This is a genomic window from Celeribacter sp. PS-C1 (assembly GCF_019429625.1).
In the GTDB taxonomy this organism is placed as follows: Bacteria; Pseudomonadota; Alphaproteobacteria; order Rhodobacterales; family Rhodobacteraceae; genus Celeribacter.
Window position 1 is genome coordinate 26531 of sequence record NZ_JAHXRW010000007.1, and the last position, 18703, is coordinate 45233.

Annotated in this window: 22 protein-coding genes; 11 read left to right on the top strand and 11 right to left on the bottom strand. The window is 59.9% G+C overall.

The window, feature by feature from the left end:
• Positions 1–2: 2 nt before the first annotated feature.
• The 6 genes from J5Y17_RS11510 to J5Y17_RS11535 form a co-directional block, all read right to left on the bottom strand.
• The gene (locus tag J5Y17_RS11510; protein WP_219785399.1) at positions 3–404 is read right to left on the bottom strand and encodes a PaaI family thioesterase; all 402 of its coding nucleotides are present in this window, start codon (positions 402–404) and stop codon (positions 3–5) included.
• On the bottom strand, positions 401–1078 hold the full coding sequence (locus tag J5Y17_RS11515; RefSeq protein ID WP_219785400.1) for an SOS response-associated peptidase: 678 nt from the start codon (positions 1076–1078) through the stop codon (positions 401–403). Before J5Y17_RS11515 ends, J5Y17_RS11510 begins: the two co-directional genes overlap by 4 nt.
• Positions 1079–1311: 233 nt before the next feature.
• Positions 1312–1617 (bottom strand): DUF1992 domain-containing protein, encoded by a 306-nt coding sequence (locus tag J5Y17_RS11520; protein ID WP_219785401.1) that lies wholly within the window; start codon positions 1615–1617, stop codon positions 1312–1314.
• Positions 1618–2079, bottom strand: a complete 462-nt coding sequence (locus J5Y17_RS11525; RefSeq protein WP_219785402.1) for a GFA family protein — start codon at positions 2077–2079, stop codon at positions 1618–1620.
• A gap of 94 nt (positions 2080–2173) precedes the next feature.
• Complete coding sequence (locus tag J5Y17_RS11530) at positions 2174–3736, bottom strand: bifunctional UDP-sugar hydrolase/5'-nucleotidase (protein WP_219785403.1); 1563 nt, start codon at positions 3734–3736, stop codon at positions 2174–2176.
• A 127-nt stretch (positions 3737–3863) separates the two neighbouring features.
• Complete coding sequence (locus J5Y17_RS11535; protein ID WP_370628931.1) at positions 3864–4520, bottom strand: TetR/AcrR family transcriptional regulator; 657 nt, start codon at positions 4518–4520, stop codon at positions 3864–3866.
• A 77-nt stretch (positions 4521–4597) separates the two neighbouring features.
• Here J5Y17_RS11535 and J5Y17_RS11540 point away from each other — a divergent pair, with 77 nt between their 5' ends.
• The 3 genes from J5Y17_RS11540 to J5Y17_RS11550 all read left to right on the top strand — a co-directional run bounded on the left by J5Y17_RS11540 (position 4598) and on the right by J5Y17_RS11550 (position 6338).
• Positions 4598–4840 (top strand): hypothetical protein, encoded by a 243-nt coding sequence (locus J5Y17_RS11540; protein WP_219785404.1) that lies wholly within the window; start codon positions 4598–4600, stop codon positions 4838–4840.
• Positions 4841–4911: 71 nt separating this feature from the next.
• Positions 4912–5247 carry a DUF952 domain-containing protein gene (locus J5Y17_RS11545; RefSeq protein ID WP_219785405.1) on the top strand — a complete coding sequence of 112 codons (336 nt, stop codon included), beginning with the start codon at positions 4912–4914 and terminating at the stop codon, positions 5245–5247.
• Positions 5248–5264: 17 nt separating this feature from the next.
• On the top strand, positions 5265–6338 hold the full coding sequence (locus J5Y17_RS11550; RefSeq protein WP_219785406.1) for a quinone-dependent dihydroorotate dehydrogenase: 1074 nt from the start codon (positions 5265–5267) through the stop codon (positions 6336–6338).
• Positions 6339–6371: 33 nt separating this feature from the next.
• Here J5Y17_RS11550 and J5Y17_RS11555 read toward each other — a convergent pair whose 3' ends face one another.
• The 3 genes from J5Y17_RS11555 to J5Y17_RS11565 are packed head-to-tail and all read right to left on the bottom strand — an operon-like array spanning position 6372 to position 8606.
• Positions 6372–7688, bottom strand: a complete 1317-nt coding sequence (locus tag J5Y17_RS11555) for an MATE family efflux transporter (protein WP_219785407.1) — start codon at positions 7686–7688, stop codon at positions 6372–6374.
• Entirely contained in the window at positions 7681–8181 is a 501-nt protein-coding gene (locus J5Y17_RS11560; protein WP_219785408.1) for a PaaI family thioesterase, read from the bottom strand. The genes J5Y17_RS11555 and J5Y17_RS11560 overlap by 8 nt, the downstream gene beginning before the upstream one ends.
• Positions 8178–8606 (bottom strand): PaaI family thioesterase, encoded by a 429-nt coding sequence (locus tag J5Y17_RS11565; RefSeq protein ID WP_219785409.1) that lies wholly within the window; start codon positions 8604–8606, stop codon positions 8178–8180. The genes J5Y17_RS11560 and J5Y17_RS11565 overlap by 4 nt, the downstream gene beginning before the upstream one ends.
• 272 nt (positions 8607–8878) lie before the next feature.
• Between J5Y17_RS11565 and J5Y17_RS11570 the strand changes: the two genes are divergently transcribed.
• The 7 genes from J5Y17_RS11570 to J5Y17_RS11595 all read left to right on the top strand — a co-directional run bounded on the left by J5Y17_RS11570 (position 8879) and on the right by J5Y17_RS11595 (position 16417).
• The gene (locus J5Y17_RS11570) at positions 8879–9250 is read left to right on the top strand and encodes a MerR family DNA-binding transcriptional regulator (RefSeq protein WP_219785410.1); all 372 of its coding nucleotides are present in this window, start codon (positions 8879–8881) and stop codon (positions 9248–9250) included.
• Between the two features lie 414 nt (positions 9251–9664).
• The gene (locus tag J5Y17_RS11575) at positions 9665–10054 is read left to right on the top strand and encodes a MerR family DNA-binding transcriptional regulator (protein WP_219785411.1); all 390 of its coding nucleotides are present in this window, start codon (positions 9665–9667) and stop codon (positions 10052–10054) included.
• Positions 10055–10096: 42 nt separating this feature from the next.
• On the top strand, positions 10097–11869 hold the full coding sequence (locus J5Y17_RS11580) for an acyl-CoA dehydrogenase C-terminal domain-containing protein (protein WP_219785412.1): 1773 nt from the start codon (positions 10097–10099) through the stop codon (positions 11867–11869).
• Positions 11870–11962: 93 nt separating this feature from the next.
• The gene (locus tag J5Y17_RS19215) at positions 11963–12175 is read left to right on the top strand and encodes a hypothetical protein (protein ID WP_255572052.1); all 213 of its coding nucleotides are present in this window, start codon (positions 11963–11965) and stop codon (positions 12173–12175) included.
• Positions 12176–12302: 127 nt separating this feature from the next.
• On the top strand, positions 12303–12941 hold the full coding sequence (locus tag J5Y17_RS11585) for a glutathione S-transferase family protein (protein WP_219785413.1): 639 nt from the start codon (positions 12303–12305) through the stop codon (positions 12939–12941).
• A 43-nt stretch (positions 12942–12984) separates the two neighbouring features.
• On the top strand, positions 12985–14196 hold the full coding sequence (locus J5Y17_RS11590; RefSeq protein ID WP_219785414.1) for an acetyl-CoA C-acetyltransferase: 1212 nt from the start codon (positions 12985–12987) through the stop codon (positions 14194–14196).
• 13 nt (positions 14197–14209) lie between these two features.
• Entirely contained in the window at positions 14210–16417 is a 2208-nt protein-coding gene (locus tag J5Y17_RS11595; RefSeq protein WP_219785415.1) for a 3-hydroxyacyl-CoA dehydrogenase NAD-binding domain-containing protein, read from the top strand.
• 49 nt (positions 16418–16466) lie between these two features.
• On the opposite strand, the gene J5Y17_RS11600 is transcribed toward J5Y17_RS11595, so the two are convergent.
• Positions 16467–16664, bottom strand: coding sequence for a hypothetical protein (locus tag J5Y17_RS11600; protein WP_219785416.1), 198 nt, complete (start codon positions 16662–16664; stop codon positions 16467–16469).
• 184 nt (positions 16665–16848) lie between these two features.
• Positions 16849–17496, bottom strand: coding sequence for a sulfotransferase family 2 domain-containing protein (locus tag J5Y17_RS11605; RefSeq protein ID WP_219785569.1), 648 nt, complete (start codon positions 17494–17496; stop codon positions 16849–16851).
• A 103-nt stretch (positions 17497–17599) separates the two neighbouring features.
• Between J5Y17_RS11605 and J5Y17_RS11610 the strand changes: the two genes are divergently transcribed.
• Positions 17600–18625 (top strand): hypothetical protein, encoded by a 1026-nt coding sequence (locus J5Y17_RS11610; protein ID WP_219785417.1) that lies wholly within the window; start codon positions 17600–17602, stop codon positions 18623–18625.
• Positions 18626–18703: the final 78 nt, after the last annotated feature.

Below are 18703 nucleotides of genomic sequence, written 5' to 3' on the forward strand. Positions count from 1 at the left end.
AGTTATCCACCGGATCGCACCCGAAACGTCCCCTGCGCTGTGGCGATCAATTCTCCGGTCTCATCGGTTAAGTGCCCTTCAGTGAAAAACGTCTTGGCCCCGCCGCCCAGACGCCGCCCCACTGCGATCAGCCGCGTGCCTTTTGGACGCGACAGATAGTTGATGTTCAGCGACAAGGTGAGCGTCATGCGCCGATCTTCCGGGTCACCCGTGTAAGCCCCAGAATAGCCCATCGCGGTGTCGAGCATTGTGGCATAAACGCCGCCATGCGGAAGGCCCGAACGGTTCAGGTGCTCGGGCGCCACCGTCGCCTCGAAGCGCGCCACATCCCTGTCCCACCCGGTCATTTCAATACCCAGATGCGCCAGCGCCGCAGACGGCCCCTCCAGAAGCGATGTGTTCATTCTTCGATCTCCTCGATCAGCTCAGGGCCACTGGCCCGATTGGAATTCACGGCCTTGCCGACGCGGTGAAACTTGAGCGAGTCGTCAGAAGCAGGCTGCATCAAACGTGCGGCGCCATGCCCTTCTTCACCCAGCCATTTGCCCCAGTCGTGGGGCTGCAAAATAACAGGAATTCGGTGATGAATTTCGGCCATCCGCCCCGTGGCCTCGGTCGTGACCATAGCACAAGTCGTCAGCCGTTCACTGTTTTGCTCCCACGTTTGCCAAATGCCCGCAAAGACCATCGGGCCCTCACCAGAGGGCTGGATGTACCACGGCAGCTTCTCCCCCCCTTCGGGGCGAAACCATTCATAAAACCCATCCGCCGGAATGAGACACCGGCGCGCGCGACAGGCCTCGCGAAAGGCGGGTTTCTCGGCGAGGGTCTCGGCGCGTGCGTTGATCAAAAGCGGCCCGTCAGACGGCGTTTTATACCAATGCGGGACAAAGCCCCAGCGCATCGGCACGAGGCGGCGCTGGCCCTTATCCTGCTCGCTTTCCCGGTAGATCACATGAATCTGCGTCGTCGGGCATATATTATAATTAGGCAGGATCGGCAGGTCATTCGCGGGCGCGGCCTTGAAAAGCTGCGCCATGGCGTCACTGGGCATGGAAAGGGCAAAACGTCCGCACATAGGCGCATTTTACGTGCTGGGGCGACGGGGGCCAGAGGCGATCGTGCAGGTGAGGGAATGAAATAGTGCGCTCCCTGCCCAATGGGCGAGGCCGCAGGAGAATCGATCTGACATTTCGCCAACTCGTCCGGCCCCCATCGCCACAACATCAGCTGTGCAGCGTAAGGGAAGCGGGCACGAAAAATGCGGCAACGCCTCTAGAGCTTGTAAGTTCGAGAGCCAGCTGCGGTCTCTCACCGATGCGCCTTACGCGCCAGATCGATCTTGGCGTCCATCATCGACATCTCCTTCATGATCTCGGTCCGCCGTGTCCGGTCTCCCGTTTCACGCAACTCCTCGCGCAGTTTTTCCAAATGCCGCGACAGAGTTACGAACTCTGGCACGCCACCGTTTTCCTTGATCACCCGATTGAGCAAGGCGTTCTCCGGGTCGTCCTCCTGCGGCAAGGGCTTGCCCGCCCCCGACAGGTTGTCAAAGGCGCCCTCACGCTCGGCCTCGGCGATCTTCTGATTGATCAGATCGATGAGTGGGTGATCCATCTACGCCTCCTTCGCGGCCCTGAACCGCGCGAGGCTTTGCGCGGACCAGACCTCTTTCGGCTTGTAGAAGCCCTCAAACACCTGCGCCCCTTCGGGCAAAACGACCCAAGGCAGTTTCGTCGAGGTGAAGATATGCACATCCGGCACGATCTCAGCGCGCTCCTCAAGCGTGCCGCAGCGCACGAAGGCAAAGGCCTCTCCCGAGCCCGCGTAGTGGGACCACAGCGCGACCTTGCAGGTCGGGCACCGCGCAATGGTCTGGCCATGACCCGAGTTCGAGGGCGTCATCACCATATCAGGCAGACCCTTGGTGAGTTTAATCTCAGATGTCTCGACATAGGCATTCAGCGCAAAGGCCGATCCGGTTTCCCTCTGACACCAAGTGCAATGACAGCAATGCACAATCATCGGCGGGGCCGTGACCTCGAATTCCACCTCACCACATGTACACCGCCCGTGCATCGTCGTCCCTCCATAAGAAAAGCCCCCGCATGTTCGCGAGGGCTTTTCCGTTTGTCTAGATCGAACCGCCTATTACCCATCGCGGCTCCGCGATTTACTTCACGGTGATGCGACCGTCCGTGTAGGGCGTGTAGGGCGCGTTTGCGATCAGATAATCGGCCAGAACGTCGGCGACATCGGGGCCGAAGTCATAGGCATTCTCAGCGCTCAGGAACATCTTGTAGCCATCACCGCCGTTGCGGACGTAGTTATTGGACGCCACGCCATAGACCTTGTCCATCTCGATCGGAGCGCCGCCGACCATCACGTCGGAAATACGGGCGCCGACCTCGGCGTTCGGGTCAACGGTGTAGGACATGCCGGACACTTGCGGGAAGCGGCCCGCGCCATCGGCCATCTCCGAGACACCGTTTTCAAGCGCTGCGACGATGGTTTCGCCTGTCACCTGGAAGGTCGAAAGCGTATTCTGGAACGGCAGAACCGTGAGCACGTCGCCCATGGTCACCTGGCCACTTTGAATGGAGGCGCGCAGGCCACCGCCGTTTTGGATCGCGATTTCGATGCCTTGATCTTTCACACGCTCCAGCATGGCGTCAGCCACGAGGTTGCCCATGGCGCATTCAACCGCACGGCAGGTTTCGCGAGCCCCATCGATGTCAGCGGCGGCTTCCGCGACGACCGTAGCTTTCAGCTCGTTGATCGGTCCGGCCAGTTCGGCAACACGCGCTTTGATGCTTTCATCTTCCGCCACGGAAGCGTCGAGCAGGATCGGCGCGCCCTCGGCGGAGATCAACGCGCCATCGTCGTCAAAGGTCAGCACGAGGTGACCGAGATATTTCGAGTAGGCATAGGCGGAGACCACCGGGACCTCGCCAACCATGGTCGGGTAAGCCATGGCGCCTTCGATCTCGTTGGAGAACAGCGTGTGGGAGTGACCTCCGACCACAGCGTCAATGCCAGCGACCTCTTCCGCGAGAGACATATCTTTTTTCACACCCACGTGGGTCAAGGCGATGATCTTGGTCACACCTTCGGCCTCAAGCGCGGCCACATCTGCGGCAAGGCTGTCGGCTTCGTCTTGGAAGATCACATTCGGGCCGGGGCTGGAGGTCTCTGGCGTGTCGACTGCGAGCGCGGAGATGATACCGATCTTTTCGCCGCCCACCTCAAGCACAACATGGTTCTTCACCTTGTCCGCCAAAATGTTGGATTGCGACACATCGAGGTTGCCGGAGATCACCGGGAAGGAGACGTTATCAATCAGCTTGAGCGTGCCATCGGGACCATCGTCGAATTCGTGGTTGCCCAGCGCCATCACGTCATAACCGATCTTTTCCATCATCTCGGCTTCGACATCGCCCTTGTAGGTCGTGTACATCAGAGAGCCCTGATACTGGTCGCCGGCGTCCAGCAGGAGCACGTTCTCACCGTCGAGTTCAGCGCGCATTTCGGCGACTTTCGTGGCCAGACGGGCATAGCCGCCAAAGCACTCACCCGCGGCGTTATCCTCTTCGGCGCAGGTGTTGTCGTATTTCGTAATCGGTTCGATTCGGCTGTGCAAATCGTTGGTGTGAAGAATGTGCAGCGTATATTCGGCATGCGCCGCGCCGGCCATCAGAGCCATTGCAGCGGTGGTGGTGAGAACTTTTTTGAGCATATCGTGCCCCCTGTTAAACTAGATGACCCCGAGCCTGACCAAAGTTTATCAAAGAGTCAAAGCCCAGTGCTGGGATTTGGCTACATTCGCAACGTAACGGATTTGTAACGATGCAATGACAGGCAGATCATCCTTTTTCGACGTTTGGCCCACTCAGCCACCCGTCCAGCACCTCATGCGCCAGTCGTTCAGGGTCGGTCTCAAGCCTTCCGGTCAAAAGCCGCATCCAGGCCGCCGCCATAATCGTCTCCGCGATGCCCTCGGCGGACACACCCGGCTTTACCTCTCCCCGTTCGATCGCGATTTCAACCACATCACGCAGCGCCTCAAGCCGCTCAAGGCGATACCCCTCCAAGGCCTCCGCGACATCCGCGTTGCACTGCGCCTCCGCGATGATCAGTGCGAATATCTGCCCTTTCGGTGTCTGCCAATGCGTGAATACAAAGCGGTAAAACGCCGAGATTGTGGCAATCAAAGTGCCTTTATCCCCATGCGTATGGCTGCCCTTTGCGCGCTCATAGACCGCAACCAGCAAGGCACCGCGCGACGGCCACCACTTATATAGCGTCGCCTTGCCCGCCCGCGCACGCTTCGCCACGGCCTCCATGGTCAACCCCTTCACGCCCTTCTCGACCAAAAGCGCCTCGGCCGCCTCCAAAATCGCCTCCTCGGTCGCGGGATTGCGCCGCGCTCCAATGGATCGACGTTGCGGCCGAGACTTTTTCCCCTCTCCGCCCATCGCCTCCGCGGAGGGGGCTGTGCGATTTGCCACAGGATTTGTCACAAGCTGATCCTTTACATATCAAAACGCATCGTTCATATAACTCTAACGAAACGCATCGTTCTCTTTGGAGCTACCATATGTCTGCATCCACCGCCACCCCATCCAAAACTCCTCCCAGAAAACCCAACCGCCTTCGTTTCAGCTTTTTTGTCTTTATGGGCGTCTACCCTCTGGTGACCGCTGTGATCTACGCGCTCACCCCCTTCACCTCCGAGTGGCAGATCTGGCAACGCAACCTCATTATGGTGCCCATGATCGTCGGCTCCATGGTCTTTGTCATCATTCCGGCGATCCACAAGCACTGCCACCGCTGGCTCTGAACCACGCGGCATTTTCGCCTCTGCGTGAAAGTGTCATTGACCGCGCGGCCCGGCACTGGCATCTGGAAGCCATGCTGATTTACAAAATCTTCCGTGCCCCCGAATGGACGGCAATGCAGACCGCTGGCGAGACCCTCGGCGCCCCCGTGGATCTCGCCGACGGCTATGTCCATTTCTCCACCAAAGATCAGGTCGCCGAGACCGCCGCGAAATGGTTCGCGGGTGAAGAGAACCTGCATCTTCTTGCGCTCGAAAGCGATGCGCTTGCGCCCCATCTCAAATGGGAACCCTCACGCGGCGGCGCACTTTTCCCGCACCTCTACCGGGCGCTGACCATGGAGGACATCCTTTGGGTCAAACCCCTGCCGCTTGGCCCAGAAGGCCATATCTTCCCCGATCTGTCCTGAGCCCCTAGGAGCCGCAAATGTCTATTTTCGAACAATTCGGCATGATGGTCCTGCGCAGCTTTGACCCGGAAAAGGCGCACACGCTTTCTCTTTCCGCGCTGCGTGCAGGGCTTGCCCCCCTGCCCGGTCCGGTCACCTCGCCCCGGCTCAAAACCACCTTCGCCGGGATTGAGATGCCTAACCCTGTCGGCCTCGCGGCAGGGTTCGACAAGAATGCCGAAGCCATCCCGCAGCTCTCGCGCGCGGGTTTTGGCTTTATCGAATTGGGTGCGGCCACGCCACGTCCGCAGCCCGGCAATCCAAAGCCGCGCCTGTTTCGCCTCACAGAAGACCGCGCGGTGATCAACCGCTTCGGTTTCAACAACGACGGCATGGAAGAGATCGCCAACCGCCTCGCCCGCAGCCGTCACGCCGCCAACGGCATCGACATTCCCGTTGGCCTCAACCTCGGCGCCAACAAGGACAGCGAAGATCGTGCCGCGGATTTCGCCAAGGTTCTGGCGCATTGCGGCAATTTCATCGATTTTGCGACGGTCAATGTGTCGAGTCCCAACACCGAGAAGCTGCGCGACCTGCAAGGTGCCGAAGCGCTCGAAGCGCTCTTGGCCGGCGTCCTCGACGCCCGCAAGGGCCTGAAACGCGCGGTGCCGGTTTTGCTGAAAATCGCCCCCGATCTTGAGCTGACAGAGCTACAGGAAATCGCCGAGGTCGCCCGCAAATCCGGCATCGACGGCGTCATCACCACCAACACCACGCTGTCGCGCGAAGGTTTGAAATCTGCACATAGAGGCGAAGCAGGCGGGCTTTCCGGGCGTCCATTGTTCGAAAAGTCCACGCGCGTGCTCGCAACGCTCTCCCGCGAATTGGGCGACGACGTGCCGCTCATCGGCGTTGGCGGCATCTCTTCGGCGCTCGATGCCTATGCGAAAATCCGCGCGGGCGCCTCTTTGGTCCAACTCTATTCCGCGATGGTCTACCAAGGCCTCTCGCTCGCCCCTCGCATCGCGCGCGGCCTCGACGACTTGCTGGCGAAAGACGGTTTCGACCACGTCTCGGAGGCGGTTGGCACAGGACGCGGCGACTGGCTCTAAGCCGCCGTTTCCTTTGCTGCCCAAATACTCAAATCAGACCTCAGCACTCCGCTCCAGCCCCGGATATTTCGCAAACAGCGTCGCGCCACGGGCGATGTAGCTGATCATAAGCGCCGCCCAAAGCCCGTGATTGCCCCATAGCGGGATCAACACGGCCACCGCCGCCAGATAGACCAAAAGCGACAGCACCATCATATTGCGCATGTCGCGGGTGCGCGTCGCGCCGATGAAAATCCCGTCGAGCATCCAGGCCGCCAGCCCCAACAAAGGCCCGGCCACCATCCACGGCAGATAGGTGCGCGCCTCCGCACGCACATCTGGCGCGGTGGTCATCACGTCGATGATCGTGCCGCCCAAGACGGCAAATCCCAATGCCAGCAAAGCGGACACGATCAGCCCCCAAAAGGACGCCAAAACCGCGCCTCGGCGCAGCGCCATGCGCGACCGCGCGCCCAAGGCATTCCCGACAATGGCCTCGGCGGCAAAAGCAAAGCCGTCGAGCGCGTAGGCAGTGATTTCGATGAATTGCATCAGAATCTGGTTGGAGGCCAGCGTCAGATCGCCGAAACCCGCGCCAAAGAACGTGAAGCTCACCATGATGCCCAAAAGCAGGACGGAGCGGATCAGGATATCCGTGTTGACCCGCAGCATATGCATCAACCGCGCGCCATCGAAGACCTGCGCCCAATCGCGCCAGAGTGTGGTTTTGAAGGCATCTCGACAGAGCCAGAGGCCAAAACCCGCGCCGGAGACCTCGGCCAGAACCGTCGCGATTGCCACGCCCTCGACGCCCCACCCCAGCCCCAGAACGAACCAGAGATCGAGCCCGATGTTGAGACCGTTCATCCAGAGTTGCAGCAGAAGGACCCCGGTCGTGCGCTCTTGTGCGATGAGCCAGCCGGTGAGGCCAAAAACCGCGATGTTAAACGGCGCGGACCAAATGCGGATGCCGATATAACTGCGCGCAAGGCTTTCGACCTCGATTGAGGCCGGCGCCACTTGAAACGCCGCCCAGAGGAGCGGCGCTTGAAAGAGGATCAAGAGCCCGCCACCGATGACGCCGATCATCAGCGCGCGGGTCAAAAGCGCGGCCACTTCGGCCGTATCGCCTGCGCCCCGCGCCTGGCTGACCATACCGGTCGTGCCCATACGTAGAAAGCCGAAGACCCAGTAAAGAGACGCTAGAATAATCGCGCCAAGCCCGACCGCTCCGATGGGCGCGGCCTCCCCCATTTGCCCCACGACGCCGGTGTCGACCGCGCCCAAAATAGGGACAGTGGCGTTGGACAAGACGATGGGCAGCGCGATTTTCAGGACCCGTCGATGGGTCAGGGGAAGCGCTTCAGTCATTGGGAGTGCGAGTGTCCGGCATCAGGAAATGCCCTGTCGCATGCACAGTCGGGCGCGCGCGGTTGTCCTGCCAGGCCTCAACCTGCACCGAGGCGTAACGCCGCCCGGCGCGTGTGATCTCGGCACGGGCATAGGCATCGCGCGGCAGGCCGGAACGCAGGTAATCAACGGTCAGGTCGATGGTTTTCGGAAACTTCGGCAGCACATCCACGGTCTCACCCGCTTCGATCTTGGGCCAGACCATCGACCAGCTCAAAGTGATCAAGGCGGTCACCTCGAGAAAGGCTGCCAAAGCTCCACCATGCAACGCAGGCAGCGCTGGATTGCCGATCAAATCGGGGCGATAGGGCATCACGGCGGTCAACTCATCACCGCGGCGTTCGAATTCGAACCCCATGAAAGCGATATAGGGCACGCGCGCCACCAGGGCTGAGAGCGCGGCATCACGGCGTTCCTTAACGACCTGAATCGGTTCGGGTTTTGCGCGGCTCATGAGTTGCCCCTTTCCACAGTAAAGGCGCCAGTGGCGGCGGCGACCGGCACATCGGAGGCCCCATCGGTGGCGGAGACCCGCACGAATCCCACAGCACGCGTCATGTGATAGCAAATTGCATGGGCCGTGATCGTCGCGCCGGGTTTGGCTGCGCGCATATAGTCGATTCTGAGATCGAGCGTGGCGGTCGCAAGCCCTGCGTTCGGATGGCTCATCACCGCAGCGCCCGCGCAGGTGTCCATCAGGGCCGAAACGGCGCCACCGTGGATCACGCCGCTTTCCGGGTCCCCAATGAGCTTTTCCGAATAAGGCATGTAAACCTCTGCCTCGCCTTCCCCAATGGTTGTCAAAACCATGCCAAGCGCCTCGCAGTGCGGCAGGCTCGCAATGAATTGGCGGGCGATTTCGGTGCGGTCGGCGGACATGATCTTCTCTTTATGGTCTTGCGTCTCGGCTCTGTCGGCGCGCTTTTAGTGAGGTGGCTGACAGGCGTGTTCATAATGTGTCCTGCCGCTCTCGCTGCAAGGAGAAAATCATGCAAAGCACATACGCGCGCCCTGAGCTGACGCAACGAAACCTGTGTGCGGAACATGGCTTGATCCGTCCCCTCGCGCGTGGCTATGGTCGCGCACGACAGCGGAATAGAGTTGCCAAACTGAACTCATCAGTTTAGATGCGACGTGAGGAGAGAGAAGCCATGTCCGATCAACGTCTCACGTTCAAAGAGATGTGCGCCGAGTTCGATGTGACCCCGCGCACGTTGCGATACTACGAATATATCGAGTTGTTGGCCCCCGAAAAGGAGGGTCGGTCACGGTTCTATACGCCGCGTGAAGTGGCGCGCATGAAACTGATTTTGCGCGGGCGTAAATATGGGTTTTCTCTGGAAGAAATCCGGCAGTGGCTGTTGATCTACGGCGAAAAGGGCACGGCGGCGCAAGCACAGGCTTTCCTTGAACTTGCCGATCGTCAGCTGACCGCGCTCGAAGAGCAAAAACGTGAGCTTGATCAGGCCTTGGCTGAACTCAAAGAGCTGCGTGAAGAGACAGCGAAGAGCTTTTCTGGCTAAACCGCGTCCGACCGTTGTCGCCCTTGCGACGTTACGTTCCATTACAAGCCCCCCAAGACTCGCCCCACACACGCAGCCTGAAACCGGCTGCGCGATACGTCATTTATAGGAACGACCGGCCGACCACCAAAGCGCTTTAAATAACTATATTCCTTTAAAAACATTCACTTCTCCAAATCTAAACCAAATCGTTTGCATTGACGTGCGCGAAAGAATATTTTGTCGGAGTTCAGCAGAGCTTTTATCCTCGTCGCGTCGCCCAAAAGTGACGCCACGTTTCGATTAAAGAGGCCTCTGTGATAAGATTAGAGTAAGTGCGAAGGCAAAGCTTCGCGCCTCAGAACAGGTCGCCACGTCCCGAGGGTTTACCCCATAGGACCAGCCACCTAAGCGACGAGACCGGAGCACGCCGACGTGACGAATGAGGTTATGACGATCCGTGAAATGTGTGATGCGTTCGACGTGACGCCCCGCACATTGCGCTTTTACGAAGCCAAGGAGCTTTTGTTTCCGATCCGCGAGGGTCAGAAACGGCTCTTTACCAAACGGGACCGGGCGCGATTGACGCTGATCCTGCGCGGCAAGAAATTTGGCTTCGCCCTTGAAGAGATCCGGCAGCTGCTCGATCTCTACAAGGAGGAAGATCACGGCGAAAAGCAGTTGCGTGAGACGCTAACGGCCTATCACGCGAAGCGCGCGGAAATGGAAGCGCAGAAACAGGCGCTGATCGCGGTCATGACCGATCTGGAGGATGAAATCGCATTTGTCGAAGGACAAATCGAAGGATTGAAACGCGTCGGGTGACGAAAAAGTCTCCCCGCGCGCTGAGTGAAAGGGAGACACGCCATGCCGAGCTACACGGCTCCGACCAAAGACATTCAATATGTTCTGCACGATGTGCTGAACATTTCGGGCTCCGATATTCCGGGCTACGCCGATCTTGAACCCGAGTTTACCGAAGCCATTTTTGAAGCTGCGGGCCAACTGGCCTCCGAGGTGATCGCACCCTTGAACGTGATCGGCGATCAGGAAGGCTGCAAACTCGAAAACGGCGTTGTGACAACGCCCACAGGTTTCAAAGAGGCTTTCGAGCAAGTGAAAGAAGGCGGATGGCCCGGTCTCGACATGCCGGAGGAATACGGCGGTCAGGGCATGCCCTATGTGATCAACACCGCCGTGGGCGAAATGTTCTCCGCCGCGAACCAGGCGTTCACCATGTATCAGGGCCTGACCCATGGTGCGGCCTCCGCAATCCTCGCCCATGGCACGGATCAGCAAAAGGCCACCTACCTGCCGAAGATGACGTCCTGCGACTGGACCGGCACGATGAACCTGACGGAACCGCATTGCGGCACCGACTTGGGCCTCATGCGCACCAAGGCAGAGCCGCAAGCGGACGGCAGCTACAAGATCTCCGGCCAGAAGATTTTCATCTCGGCGGGCGATCACGACATGTCCGAAAACGTCATCCACCTCGTGCTGGCAAAGATTGTCGGCGGGCCTGAGGGGATCAAAGGCGTGTCCTTGTTCATCGTGCCGAAATTCATCGTCGATGAGGATGGCAATCCGGGCGCGCGCAACGGTGTGTCTGTCGGCTCCATCGAAGAGAAAATGGGCATCCACGGCAACTCGACCTGCGTGATGAACTACGATGAGGCGACCGGCTATCTCTTGGGCACCGAACACAAAGGCATGCGCGCCATGTTCACCATGATGAACGAAGCGCGTCTGGGCGTCGGCATGCAAGGTCTCGCCCAAGCCGACGCCGCTTACCAAAACGCGGTGATCTACGCCAAGGACCGCCTGCAAGGCCGCGCCGTGACCGGCGTCGAAAATCCGGACGGCCCCGCCGATCCGCTGATTGTCCACCCGGACATCCGCCGCAACCTGATGGATCAAAAGAGCTTCATCGAGGGCGCCCGGGCCTTCATGCTTTGGGGCGCGCAGCTCATCGACCAGGCGCATCGTTCCGAGGACAAGGACGCCGACGGCCTCATCTCTTTGATGACCCCGGTGCTCAAGGGCTTCCTGACCGACAAAGGCTATGAGGCAACCGTGAACGCGCAGCAGGTCTACGGTGGCCATGGCTATATCGAAGAATGGGGCATGTCGCAGTTCACCCGCGACGCCCGGATTGCCATGATCTACGAAGGCGCCAACGGCGTGCAAGCGCTCGATCTCGTGGGCCGCAAACTGGCAACCGATGGCGGCAAACACGTCATGGCCTTCTTCGAGATGGTGAAATCTTTCTGCAAAGAGAACGGCGACGGCGACATGGCCGAATTCGTCGACCCGCTGAAAGCCGCCTCAAAAGACCTTCAGGGCGCGGGCATGTTCTTCATGCAGAACGGCATGAAAAACCCGAACGCGGCTCTGTCCGGCTCTTATGACTTCATGCATCTCTTCGGCTATGTCTGCCTCGGTCTGATGTGGGCGCGGATGGCGAAAGTCTCGCTGGCGGCGTTGGAAAACGGCACGGATGATGCGGAGTTCCACCAGAACAAGCTCACCACCGCGCGCTATTACATGGCCCGCCAACTGCCGATGACCGGCACGCTTTTGAAACGCATCGAATCCGGTGCCGATCCGGTGATGACTCTCCCCGCCGAGGCGTTCTAAACTGCATTCAACCCGAAACATGAGGCCCCTGCCCTTCGCGGCGGGGCTTTTTCTTTTGATGCGTCTGAAAAGACGAAATGACGGAGCGTAACCATGGCAAAGCGGTTCAGAATGACGCGGCGTTTTCCTGTTTCCATGACCGAAGACGGGTATCGTCGTCTCAGAAGTTTCGCGAGGGAGGCGGGACTCGATGAAGGGGAGGCGCTGTCTTTCCTGTTCGAGAATTTCAACTCCGTCACGGATGAAGAAAAGCTGACGCACAGGCTGCGCCTGTTCAATTCGGATTTGGAGACAAGAAAGAGATGAAACGCCCGGCGCATCATACCCAACAGGCCCGCAAGGGGCATGTGATGCGCCAAGAGTGTTTTATCCGAGAAAACGCCCTCAAAACCCGCGCCATCCGCCCTAGCTATAACAGGAAGGGAGACGTGGAATGAGCATTCAACTCTATTGCTTTGGAGAGAGCGGCCACTCCTACAAGGTGGCGCTTGGCCTGACGTTTGCGGGCCTCGACTGGACCCCGGTCTATGTCGACTTCTTCCATGGCGAGGCCCGCTCCGAGACCTTCCGCGCACTGAACCCGATGGGCGAATGCCCGGTCTATGTCGACGGCGATCTCGTGCTGACGCAATCGGGCGTGATCCTCGATTATATCGCGCGTCAGACCGGCAAGCTCGAGGGCCAAACCGAGGCAGAGCGGCGCGAGGTCCTGCGCTGGGTCCTGTGGGACAATCACAAGATGTCCGCACAGGCTGGCACAACGCGGTTCTTGATGAACTTCCTGCCCGAGGACAAACGCCCGACTGAGGTGATCGCCTTTATGCAAGGCCGCCTCAAAGCCGCCTTTACGGTCCTGAATGACGCACTTGCGGAGCGCACATGGCTGGCCGGAACGGAGGAGATCAGCGCCGCCGATCTGTCCTGTTGCTCCTATCTCTTTTACCCGGAGCCTTTCGGATTTGACCGCACCGACTGGCCCCATATCGACGCCTGGCTGGATCGCATCAGCGCCCTGCCCGGCTGGAAACACCCATACGACATGATGCCCGGAAATCCATCGGACCGACTTTGATATCCGGGCCTGAAACGCCACTGCCAAGACTTTGGAGGAGACTATGACCGAAGCCTATATTTATGACGCCCTGCGCAGCCCGCGCGGGAAAGGGCGCAAGGACGGGAGCCTGCACGAGGTGACCTCGGCCGCGCTCTCCGCGCAGATGCTGAATGCCGTCAAAGACCGCAACGGGCTTGAGGGCCATGCCGTTGAGGACGTGATCTGGGGCAACGTGACCCAAGTGGGCGAACAGGGCGGCTGCCTCGCGCGCACCGCCGTTCTGGCCTCTGAGTTGGACCAATCCATCCCCGGCCTCGCGATCAATCGCTTCTGTGCCTCGGGCATGGAGGCCGTGAACCTCGCCGCCAACCAAGTCAAAGGTGGCGCGGGCATGGCCTATATCGCCGGTGGCGTCGAAATGATGGGCCGGGTGGCCATGGGTTCCGACGGGGCGGCGATTGCCGTCGATCCGGCGATTGCGATGAAGACCTATTTCGTGCCGCAGGGCATCTCGGCGGACATCATCGCCACCGAATACGGCTTCACCCGCGAAGAGGCCGATGCACTGGCGGTCGAGAGCCAGAACCGCGCCGAAGCGGCATGGAAAGACAACCGTTTCGCGAAATCCATCGTGCCGGTCAAAGACATCAACGGGCTGACCATTCTCGACCATGATGAATACATGCGTCCGGGCACGACCGTGGACGCGCTCGGCCAACTCAAGGCCTCGTTCAAAGACATGGGCGAAGTCATGCCGGGGTTCGATAAAATCGCCCTGATGAAATACCCGCATCTGGAACTGATCAACCACATCCACCACGCGGGCAACTCGTCGGGGATCGTCGACGGCTCCGCCGCCGTCTTGATCGGCAACAAGGAATTCGGCGAAAAATACGGCCTCAAGCCGCGCGCCCGTATCCGCGCGACCGCCAAGATCGGCACCGATCCGACCATCATGCTGACGGGTCCGGTTCCTGTGACCGAGAAAATCCTGCGCGACAGCGGCATGTCGATCAACGACATCGACCTGTTCGAAGTGAACGAGGCCTTCGCCTCTGTCGTCATGCGCTTCATGCAGGCCTTTGACGTGGACAGTTCCAAGGTCAACGTCAACGGCGGCTCCATCGCCATGGGCCACCCACTTGGCGCGACCGGCGCGATCATCATCGGCACACTGTTGGACGAGCTGGAGCGGTCTGGCAAAGGCGTGGGCCTTGCCACGCTCTGCATCGCATCCGGCATGGGTGCGGCCACCATCATCGAACGCGTGTAAGGGAGGGAACGCTATGACCGATTTTCACTACTCCGTAGACGCGGACGGCGTCGCGATCATCACATGGGACATCCCGAACAAGAGCATGAACGTGCTCTCGATGGAGGGGATTTCCGAACTGGACGCCTGTATCGACAAGGCGTTGGGAGACGAGGCCGTCAAAGGCATCGTGCTCACCTCCGGCAAGGACACATTCGCTGGTGGCATGGATTTGAACATCATCGCCCGGATGCGCGACGAGGCCGGTGACGAGCCCGCCAAGGGGCTGTTCGACGGCATCATGAACATGCACGCGATCCTGCGCAAACTGGAACGCGCAGGCATGGACCCGAAGACCAACAAAGGTGGCAAGCCGGTCGCGGCGGCCCTGCCGGGCACGGCGCTTGGCATTGGCTTGGAGCTTCCGCTGGCCTGTCATCGCATCTTTGCTGCCGACAATCCGAAGGCCAAGATCGGCCTGCCGGAAATCAAAGTCGGCATCTTCCCCGGCATGGGCGGCACCACACGCGTCTCGCGCATGGTCGGCGCGATGGCGGCGGCGCCGATCTTGCTCGAGGGCAAGATGCTGGACCCGAAGAAAGCCAAGGGCGCGGGCATCATTCAAGAGGTGGTGGAACCCGGCGAACTTTTGGCGAAAGCCAAAGAGTGGGTGTTGAACGCGAAAGACACGGACATCGTGAAACCTTGGGACGCGAAAGGCTGGAAAATGCCCGGTGGCGCGCCCTACCATCCGGCAGGTTTCATGACCTTCGTCGGTGCCTCCGCTATGGTCAACGGCAACACGCAGGGCGTCTACCCGGCGGCGAAAGCCCTGCTCTCGGCGGTCTATGAAGGCGCGCAGGTGCCGTTTGACACCGCCCTCAAGATCGAAGCCCGTTGGTTCACCCATGTGCTGATGAACCCGTCGTCGTCGTCGATGATCCGGTCGCTGTTCATCAACAAAGAAGCGCTTGAAAAGGGTGCGAACCGTCCCGAGGTCGCGGACCAGACCGTCAAGAAAGTCGGCGTCTTGGGCGCAGGCATGATGGGCGCGGGTATCGCTTATGTCTCCGCCAATGCGGGCATCGAGGTCGTGTTGATCGACATGAAACAAGAGGCCGCGGACAAGGGCAAAGCCTATTCCGAAGCCCTCCTCGACAAGGGCATTTCCCGCAAGAAGGTAACGACGGAGAAGAAAGAGCAAGTGCTGTCGCGCATCACCGCGACCACCGATCTCGACGCTCTCAAGGGCTGTGACCTGATCGTCGAAGCCGTATTCGAAGACATCGGCGTCAAGGCGGAGATGACCAAGAAAGTCGAGGCCATCGTGGGCCCGGACTGCATCTTTGCGTCAAACACCTCGACGCTGCCGATCACCGAGCTGGCCAAGGCGTCTGTGCGCCCGGAGCAGTTCATCGGCATCCACTTCTTTAGCCCCGTGGACAAGATGCTCCTCGTGGAGATCATCAAGGGCAAGGAAACCGGCGACGTGGCAGTGGCGAAAGCGCTCGATTACGTGCGCCAGATCCGCAAGACCCCGATCGTCGTGAATGACGCGCGCTTCTTCTACGCCAACCGTTGCATCATCCCCTACATCAACGAGGGGGTGCGCATGGCGGCCGAGGGTGTGGATCTGCCGCTCATTGAGAATGCTGCGAAGCTTCTGGGCTTCCCGCTCGGGCCGCTTCAGCTCATTGACGAAACCTCGATTGATCTCGGTGTGAAGATCGCGAAAGCCACAAAAGCCGCGATGGGCGATGCCTACCCGGATGAGGCCGTGGACGAGGTGGTGTTCTGGATGTTCGATCAGGGGCGTCTGGGCAAAAAGGCCAACGCGGGCTTCTATGACTACGACGAGAAGGGCAAGCGCGGCTATCTCTGGGAAGGCTTCAACGAAGAGTTCCCGGTGGCCGACGCCCAGCCCGACCTCGACGAGGTCCAGCACCGTCTGATGATGGCGCAGGTGTTGGAAGCCGTCCGCGCGCTTGAAGAGGGCGTGTTGGAAGACATCCGCGAGGGCGACGTGGGCGCGATCCTCGGCTGGGGCTTTGCGCCTTGGTCCGGTGGGCCGTTTAGCTGGCTCGACATCATCGGAGCAGGCAAAGCGGTGGAGATTTGCGACAATCTCACCGCCACGCACGGGCCGCGGTTTGAGACACCGAAGCTCCTGCAAGAGATGGCGGCTTCGGGCGAGACCTTCTACGGTCGCTTCGGCACGGGAGTGGACAGCAAAGCCGCCTGAACTGCTTTCACATGAAAATCGGCCCTTCCCAAATTGGGAAGGGCTTTTTTTATGCGTCTTCTTTGGCCAGTTCAGCGAACATTTCGCGGCCTTGGATTTGCGGCGCCATGGTGCACCAGCGGTCTTCGACCTGCACCCAGTGGGCGTCCTGTTCCGTGGCATGCACGATGATCCGCCCCGGCTCCGAGGTGACCGGCGCGACGATGAGATTGAGGAAAAGCGCGAGCGCTTCGGCTGAGATACACATGGATCGGGCTCCGTAGTTGTGAACCCTCGCGCCCTAATCATTCCCCCTGCACGAGGCGTGGTCTCAGTTTAAAAGCTGGCTTTCCCAAAAAAGATCAACAATGCTGCATCGCAGCATTATCTCGGGTCAAATGATACATTTTCAGGCAAAAAAGCCCACATAAGCTCAAAGATGCTGCAACCAATCAGTCAAAACCATAGCCAAATCGGGCAATATCCTCCGCCGCGATCCGGGCCACAAGCGCCGCATCGGCCTCCGAATAATAGGTCCGATAATCGCGGTTGCGCATCGACTCATTCACCGGCGCAATTGGCGAGAGATCAAAGCCCAAATGATCCCAGAGCGGTGCCAGATCCTCATCGAGCGCCTCAAGCCGCACGTAAAGATTGGCCCGCTCCCGCCCTGCCCCGTCGCACATGTAAGCGCGGGCGGGGACAGAAAGGCCTTTCACGGTTTCAGGCGCATTCAGAAATTCGGAAAACTGAGACGCCTTGGCCAGGGCCACCGCAGGATGCTCGAAACGTTGCGCCCCGAGCCAGTGATAATAGGACACGAAACGATCCCAAGGATTGCGCACAAGGGTGAAGATGAAGTGATCCGCAAAGTCCTCGCGCGCGACCACCCCTTCGATGTCCGCAAGGCCCGAGTGTTTCCACAACCGCCCCGCAGCACTCAGTCCCTTGACCCGCCCGCGTCGCTTAACGGCCTTGGGTGTGTCGCCGATCAGAATGTCATCGGCCATCGCACGCGACTCCAACGCCTGCGCCAGCGCCGTGCCCCCGGTTTTGGGAATGTGAACAAAGATATAGCGGCGGCCCGGCGAGATGATCATGACCAAAGACTAATGCTTTTTATCTTCGCTTCCCAGAACGATTGTGGCGCCCGACGTTCCGCGATAGATTGCCCGAAACAACGATGAAAAGAGCAGCCCGCGCATGATCGCGCTTACGGAATTCGAACGGCTTGAAGCCCCCGGCCTCTGGCTTCCCGAAGGGGAAAGCCAGCGCCGTTCCGTGATCGTGTCCGTCGGTGAGGCGACCTTGACGCTCAGCGATGATCGCACCGACGGCAAGCCTCTGACGCATTGGTCCCTGCCCGCCATTGAACGCCTCACCGCCGAGGGGGAGACCCCCGCCCGCTACCGCCCGGCATCCGATAGCGGCGAAGAACTGGAGATCGACGACGAACTGATGATCGAGGCGATCGACCGCATCCGCCGTGCGATTGATCGCGCCAGACCGCATCCCGGTCGGTTGCGCGGGGCGATGATCGGGCTTGGGGCGGCTGCGATCCTTGGGCTGGGCGTGTTCTGGCTTCCGGGCGCACTCATTCGTCAGGCCGTCACCATCGTGCCCCCCGTCACCCGCGCCGAAATCGGCCAAGAGCTTTTGGACCGAATTCAGCGCCTCGCCGGTGCGCCTTGTGACACAGTTCATGGGGCTCGCGCGCTCAACACATTGAAAAAGCGTCTCATGCCCGGCGGTGGTGGCCAAATCGTCGTGCTTACCAGCGGAGTCGCCCTGTCGCAGCACCTTCCCGGCAAGATCATCCTGTTGAACCGCTCCATCGTGGAGGATCATGAAGACCCCGAGGTTTTGGCGGGCTATGTGCTCGCTGAACTGGTGCGAGCGGAGGAACAGGACCCGCTTGAACGCCTGTTGCAAGACGCAGGTCTCACCACCTCGCTCAGACTTTTGACCACCGGGCATATCCCGCCCGAAATCCTCGACGCCCATGCCGAGAGCCTGTTGACGGCCCCCGTGGCTCCGGTCGAGGACACGATGCTGATCGCAGCGTTTGAAACAGCCGAGGTGCATAGCGCCCCCTATGCCTATGCCCGCGACATCACCGGCGAAAGCGTCCTCCCCCTGATCGAGGCCGATGGAGTCCAGATTGAGACCACTCGACCCGTGTTGTCAGATGGCGATTGGGTTGCTCTACAAGGAGTGTGTGGCGGTTGACGATACGCGACAAAGCCAACTGCAGATAAAAGAATACCCCCGCCAGATGCGGGGGTTTCTTTTTTATTGTTCTGCCTC

Coding starts and splice junctions, on each gene's coding strand:
- J5Y17_RS11530 (WP_219785403.1), bottom strand. CDS start 3,736: ATGCTCAAAAAAGTTCTCACCACCACCGCTGCAATGGCTCTGATGGCC.
- J5Y17_RS11605 (WP_219785569.1), bottom strand. CDS start 17,496: ATGATCATCTCGCCGGGCCGCCGCTATATCTTTGTTCACATTCCCAAA.
- J5Y17_RS11565 (WP_219785409.1), bottom strand. CDS start 8,606: ATGTCCGCCGACCGCACCGAAATCGCCCGCCAATTCATTGCGAGCCTG.
- J5Y17_RS11590 (WP_219785414.1), top strand. CDS start 12,985: ATGACCGAAGCCTATATTTATGACGCCCTGCGCAGCCCGCGCGGGAAA.
- J5Y17_RS19215 (WP_255572052.1), top strand. CDS start 11,963: ATGGCAAAGCGGTTCAGAATGACGCGGCGTTTTCCTGTTTCCATGACC.
- J5Y17_RS11545 (WP_219785405.1), top strand. CDS start 4,912: ATGCTGATTTACAAAATCTTCCGTGCCCCCGAATGGACGGCAATGCAG.
- J5Y17_RS11550 (WP_219785406.1), top strand. CDS start 5,265: ATGTCTATTTTCGAACAATTCGGCATGATGGTCCTGCGCAGCTTTGAC.
- J5Y17_RS11540 (WP_219785404.1), top strand. CDS start 4,598: ATGTCTGCATCCACCGCCACCCCATCCAAAACTCCTCCCAGAAAACCC.
- J5Y17_RS11595 (WP_219785415.1), top strand. CDS start 14,210: ATGACCGATTTTCACTACTCCGTAGACGCGGACGGCGTCGCGATCATC.
- J5Y17_RS11510 (WP_219785399.1), bottom strand. CDS start 404: ATGAACACATCGCTTCTGGAGGGGCCGTCTGCGGCGCTGGCGCATCTG.
- J5Y17_RS11560 (WP_219785408.1), bottom strand. CDS start 8,181: ATGAGCCGCGCAAAACCCGAACCGATTCAGGTCGTTAAGGAACGCCGT.
- J5Y17_RS11520 (WP_219785401.1), bottom strand. CDS start 1,617: ATGGATCACCCACTCATCGATCTGATCAATCAGAAGATCGCCGAGGCC.
- J5Y17_RS11580 (WP_219785412.1), top strand. CDS start 10,097: ATGCCGAGCTACACGGCTCCGACCAAAGACATTCAATATGTTCTGCAC.
- J5Y17_RS11525 (WP_219785402.1), bottom strand. CDS start 2,079: ATGCACGGGCGGTGTACATGTGGTGAGGTGGAATTCGAGGTCACGGCC.
- J5Y17_RS11555 (WP_219785407.1), bottom strand. CDS start 7,688: ATGACTGAAGCGCTTCCCCTGACCCATCGACGGGTCCTGAAAATCGCG.
- J5Y17_RS11515 (WP_219785400.1), bottom strand. CDS start 1,078: ATGTGCGGACGTTTTGCCCTTTCCATGCCCAGTGACGCCATGGCGCAG.
- J5Y17_RS11610 (WP_219785417.1), top strand. CDS start 17,600: ATGATCGCGCTTACGGAATTCGAACGGCTTGAAGCCCCCGGCCTCTGG.
- J5Y17_RS11570 (WP_219785410.1), top strand. CDS start 8,879: ATGTCCGATCAACGTCTCACGTTCAAAGAGATGTGCGCCGAGTTCGAT.
- J5Y17_RS11585 (WP_219785413.1), top strand. CDS start 12,303: ATGAGCATTCAACTCTATTGCTTTGGAGAGAGCGGCCACTCCTACAAG.
- J5Y17_RS11600 (WP_219785416.1), bottom strand. CDS start 16,664: ATGTGTATCTCAGCCGAAGCGCTCGCGCTTTTCCTCAATCTCATCGTC.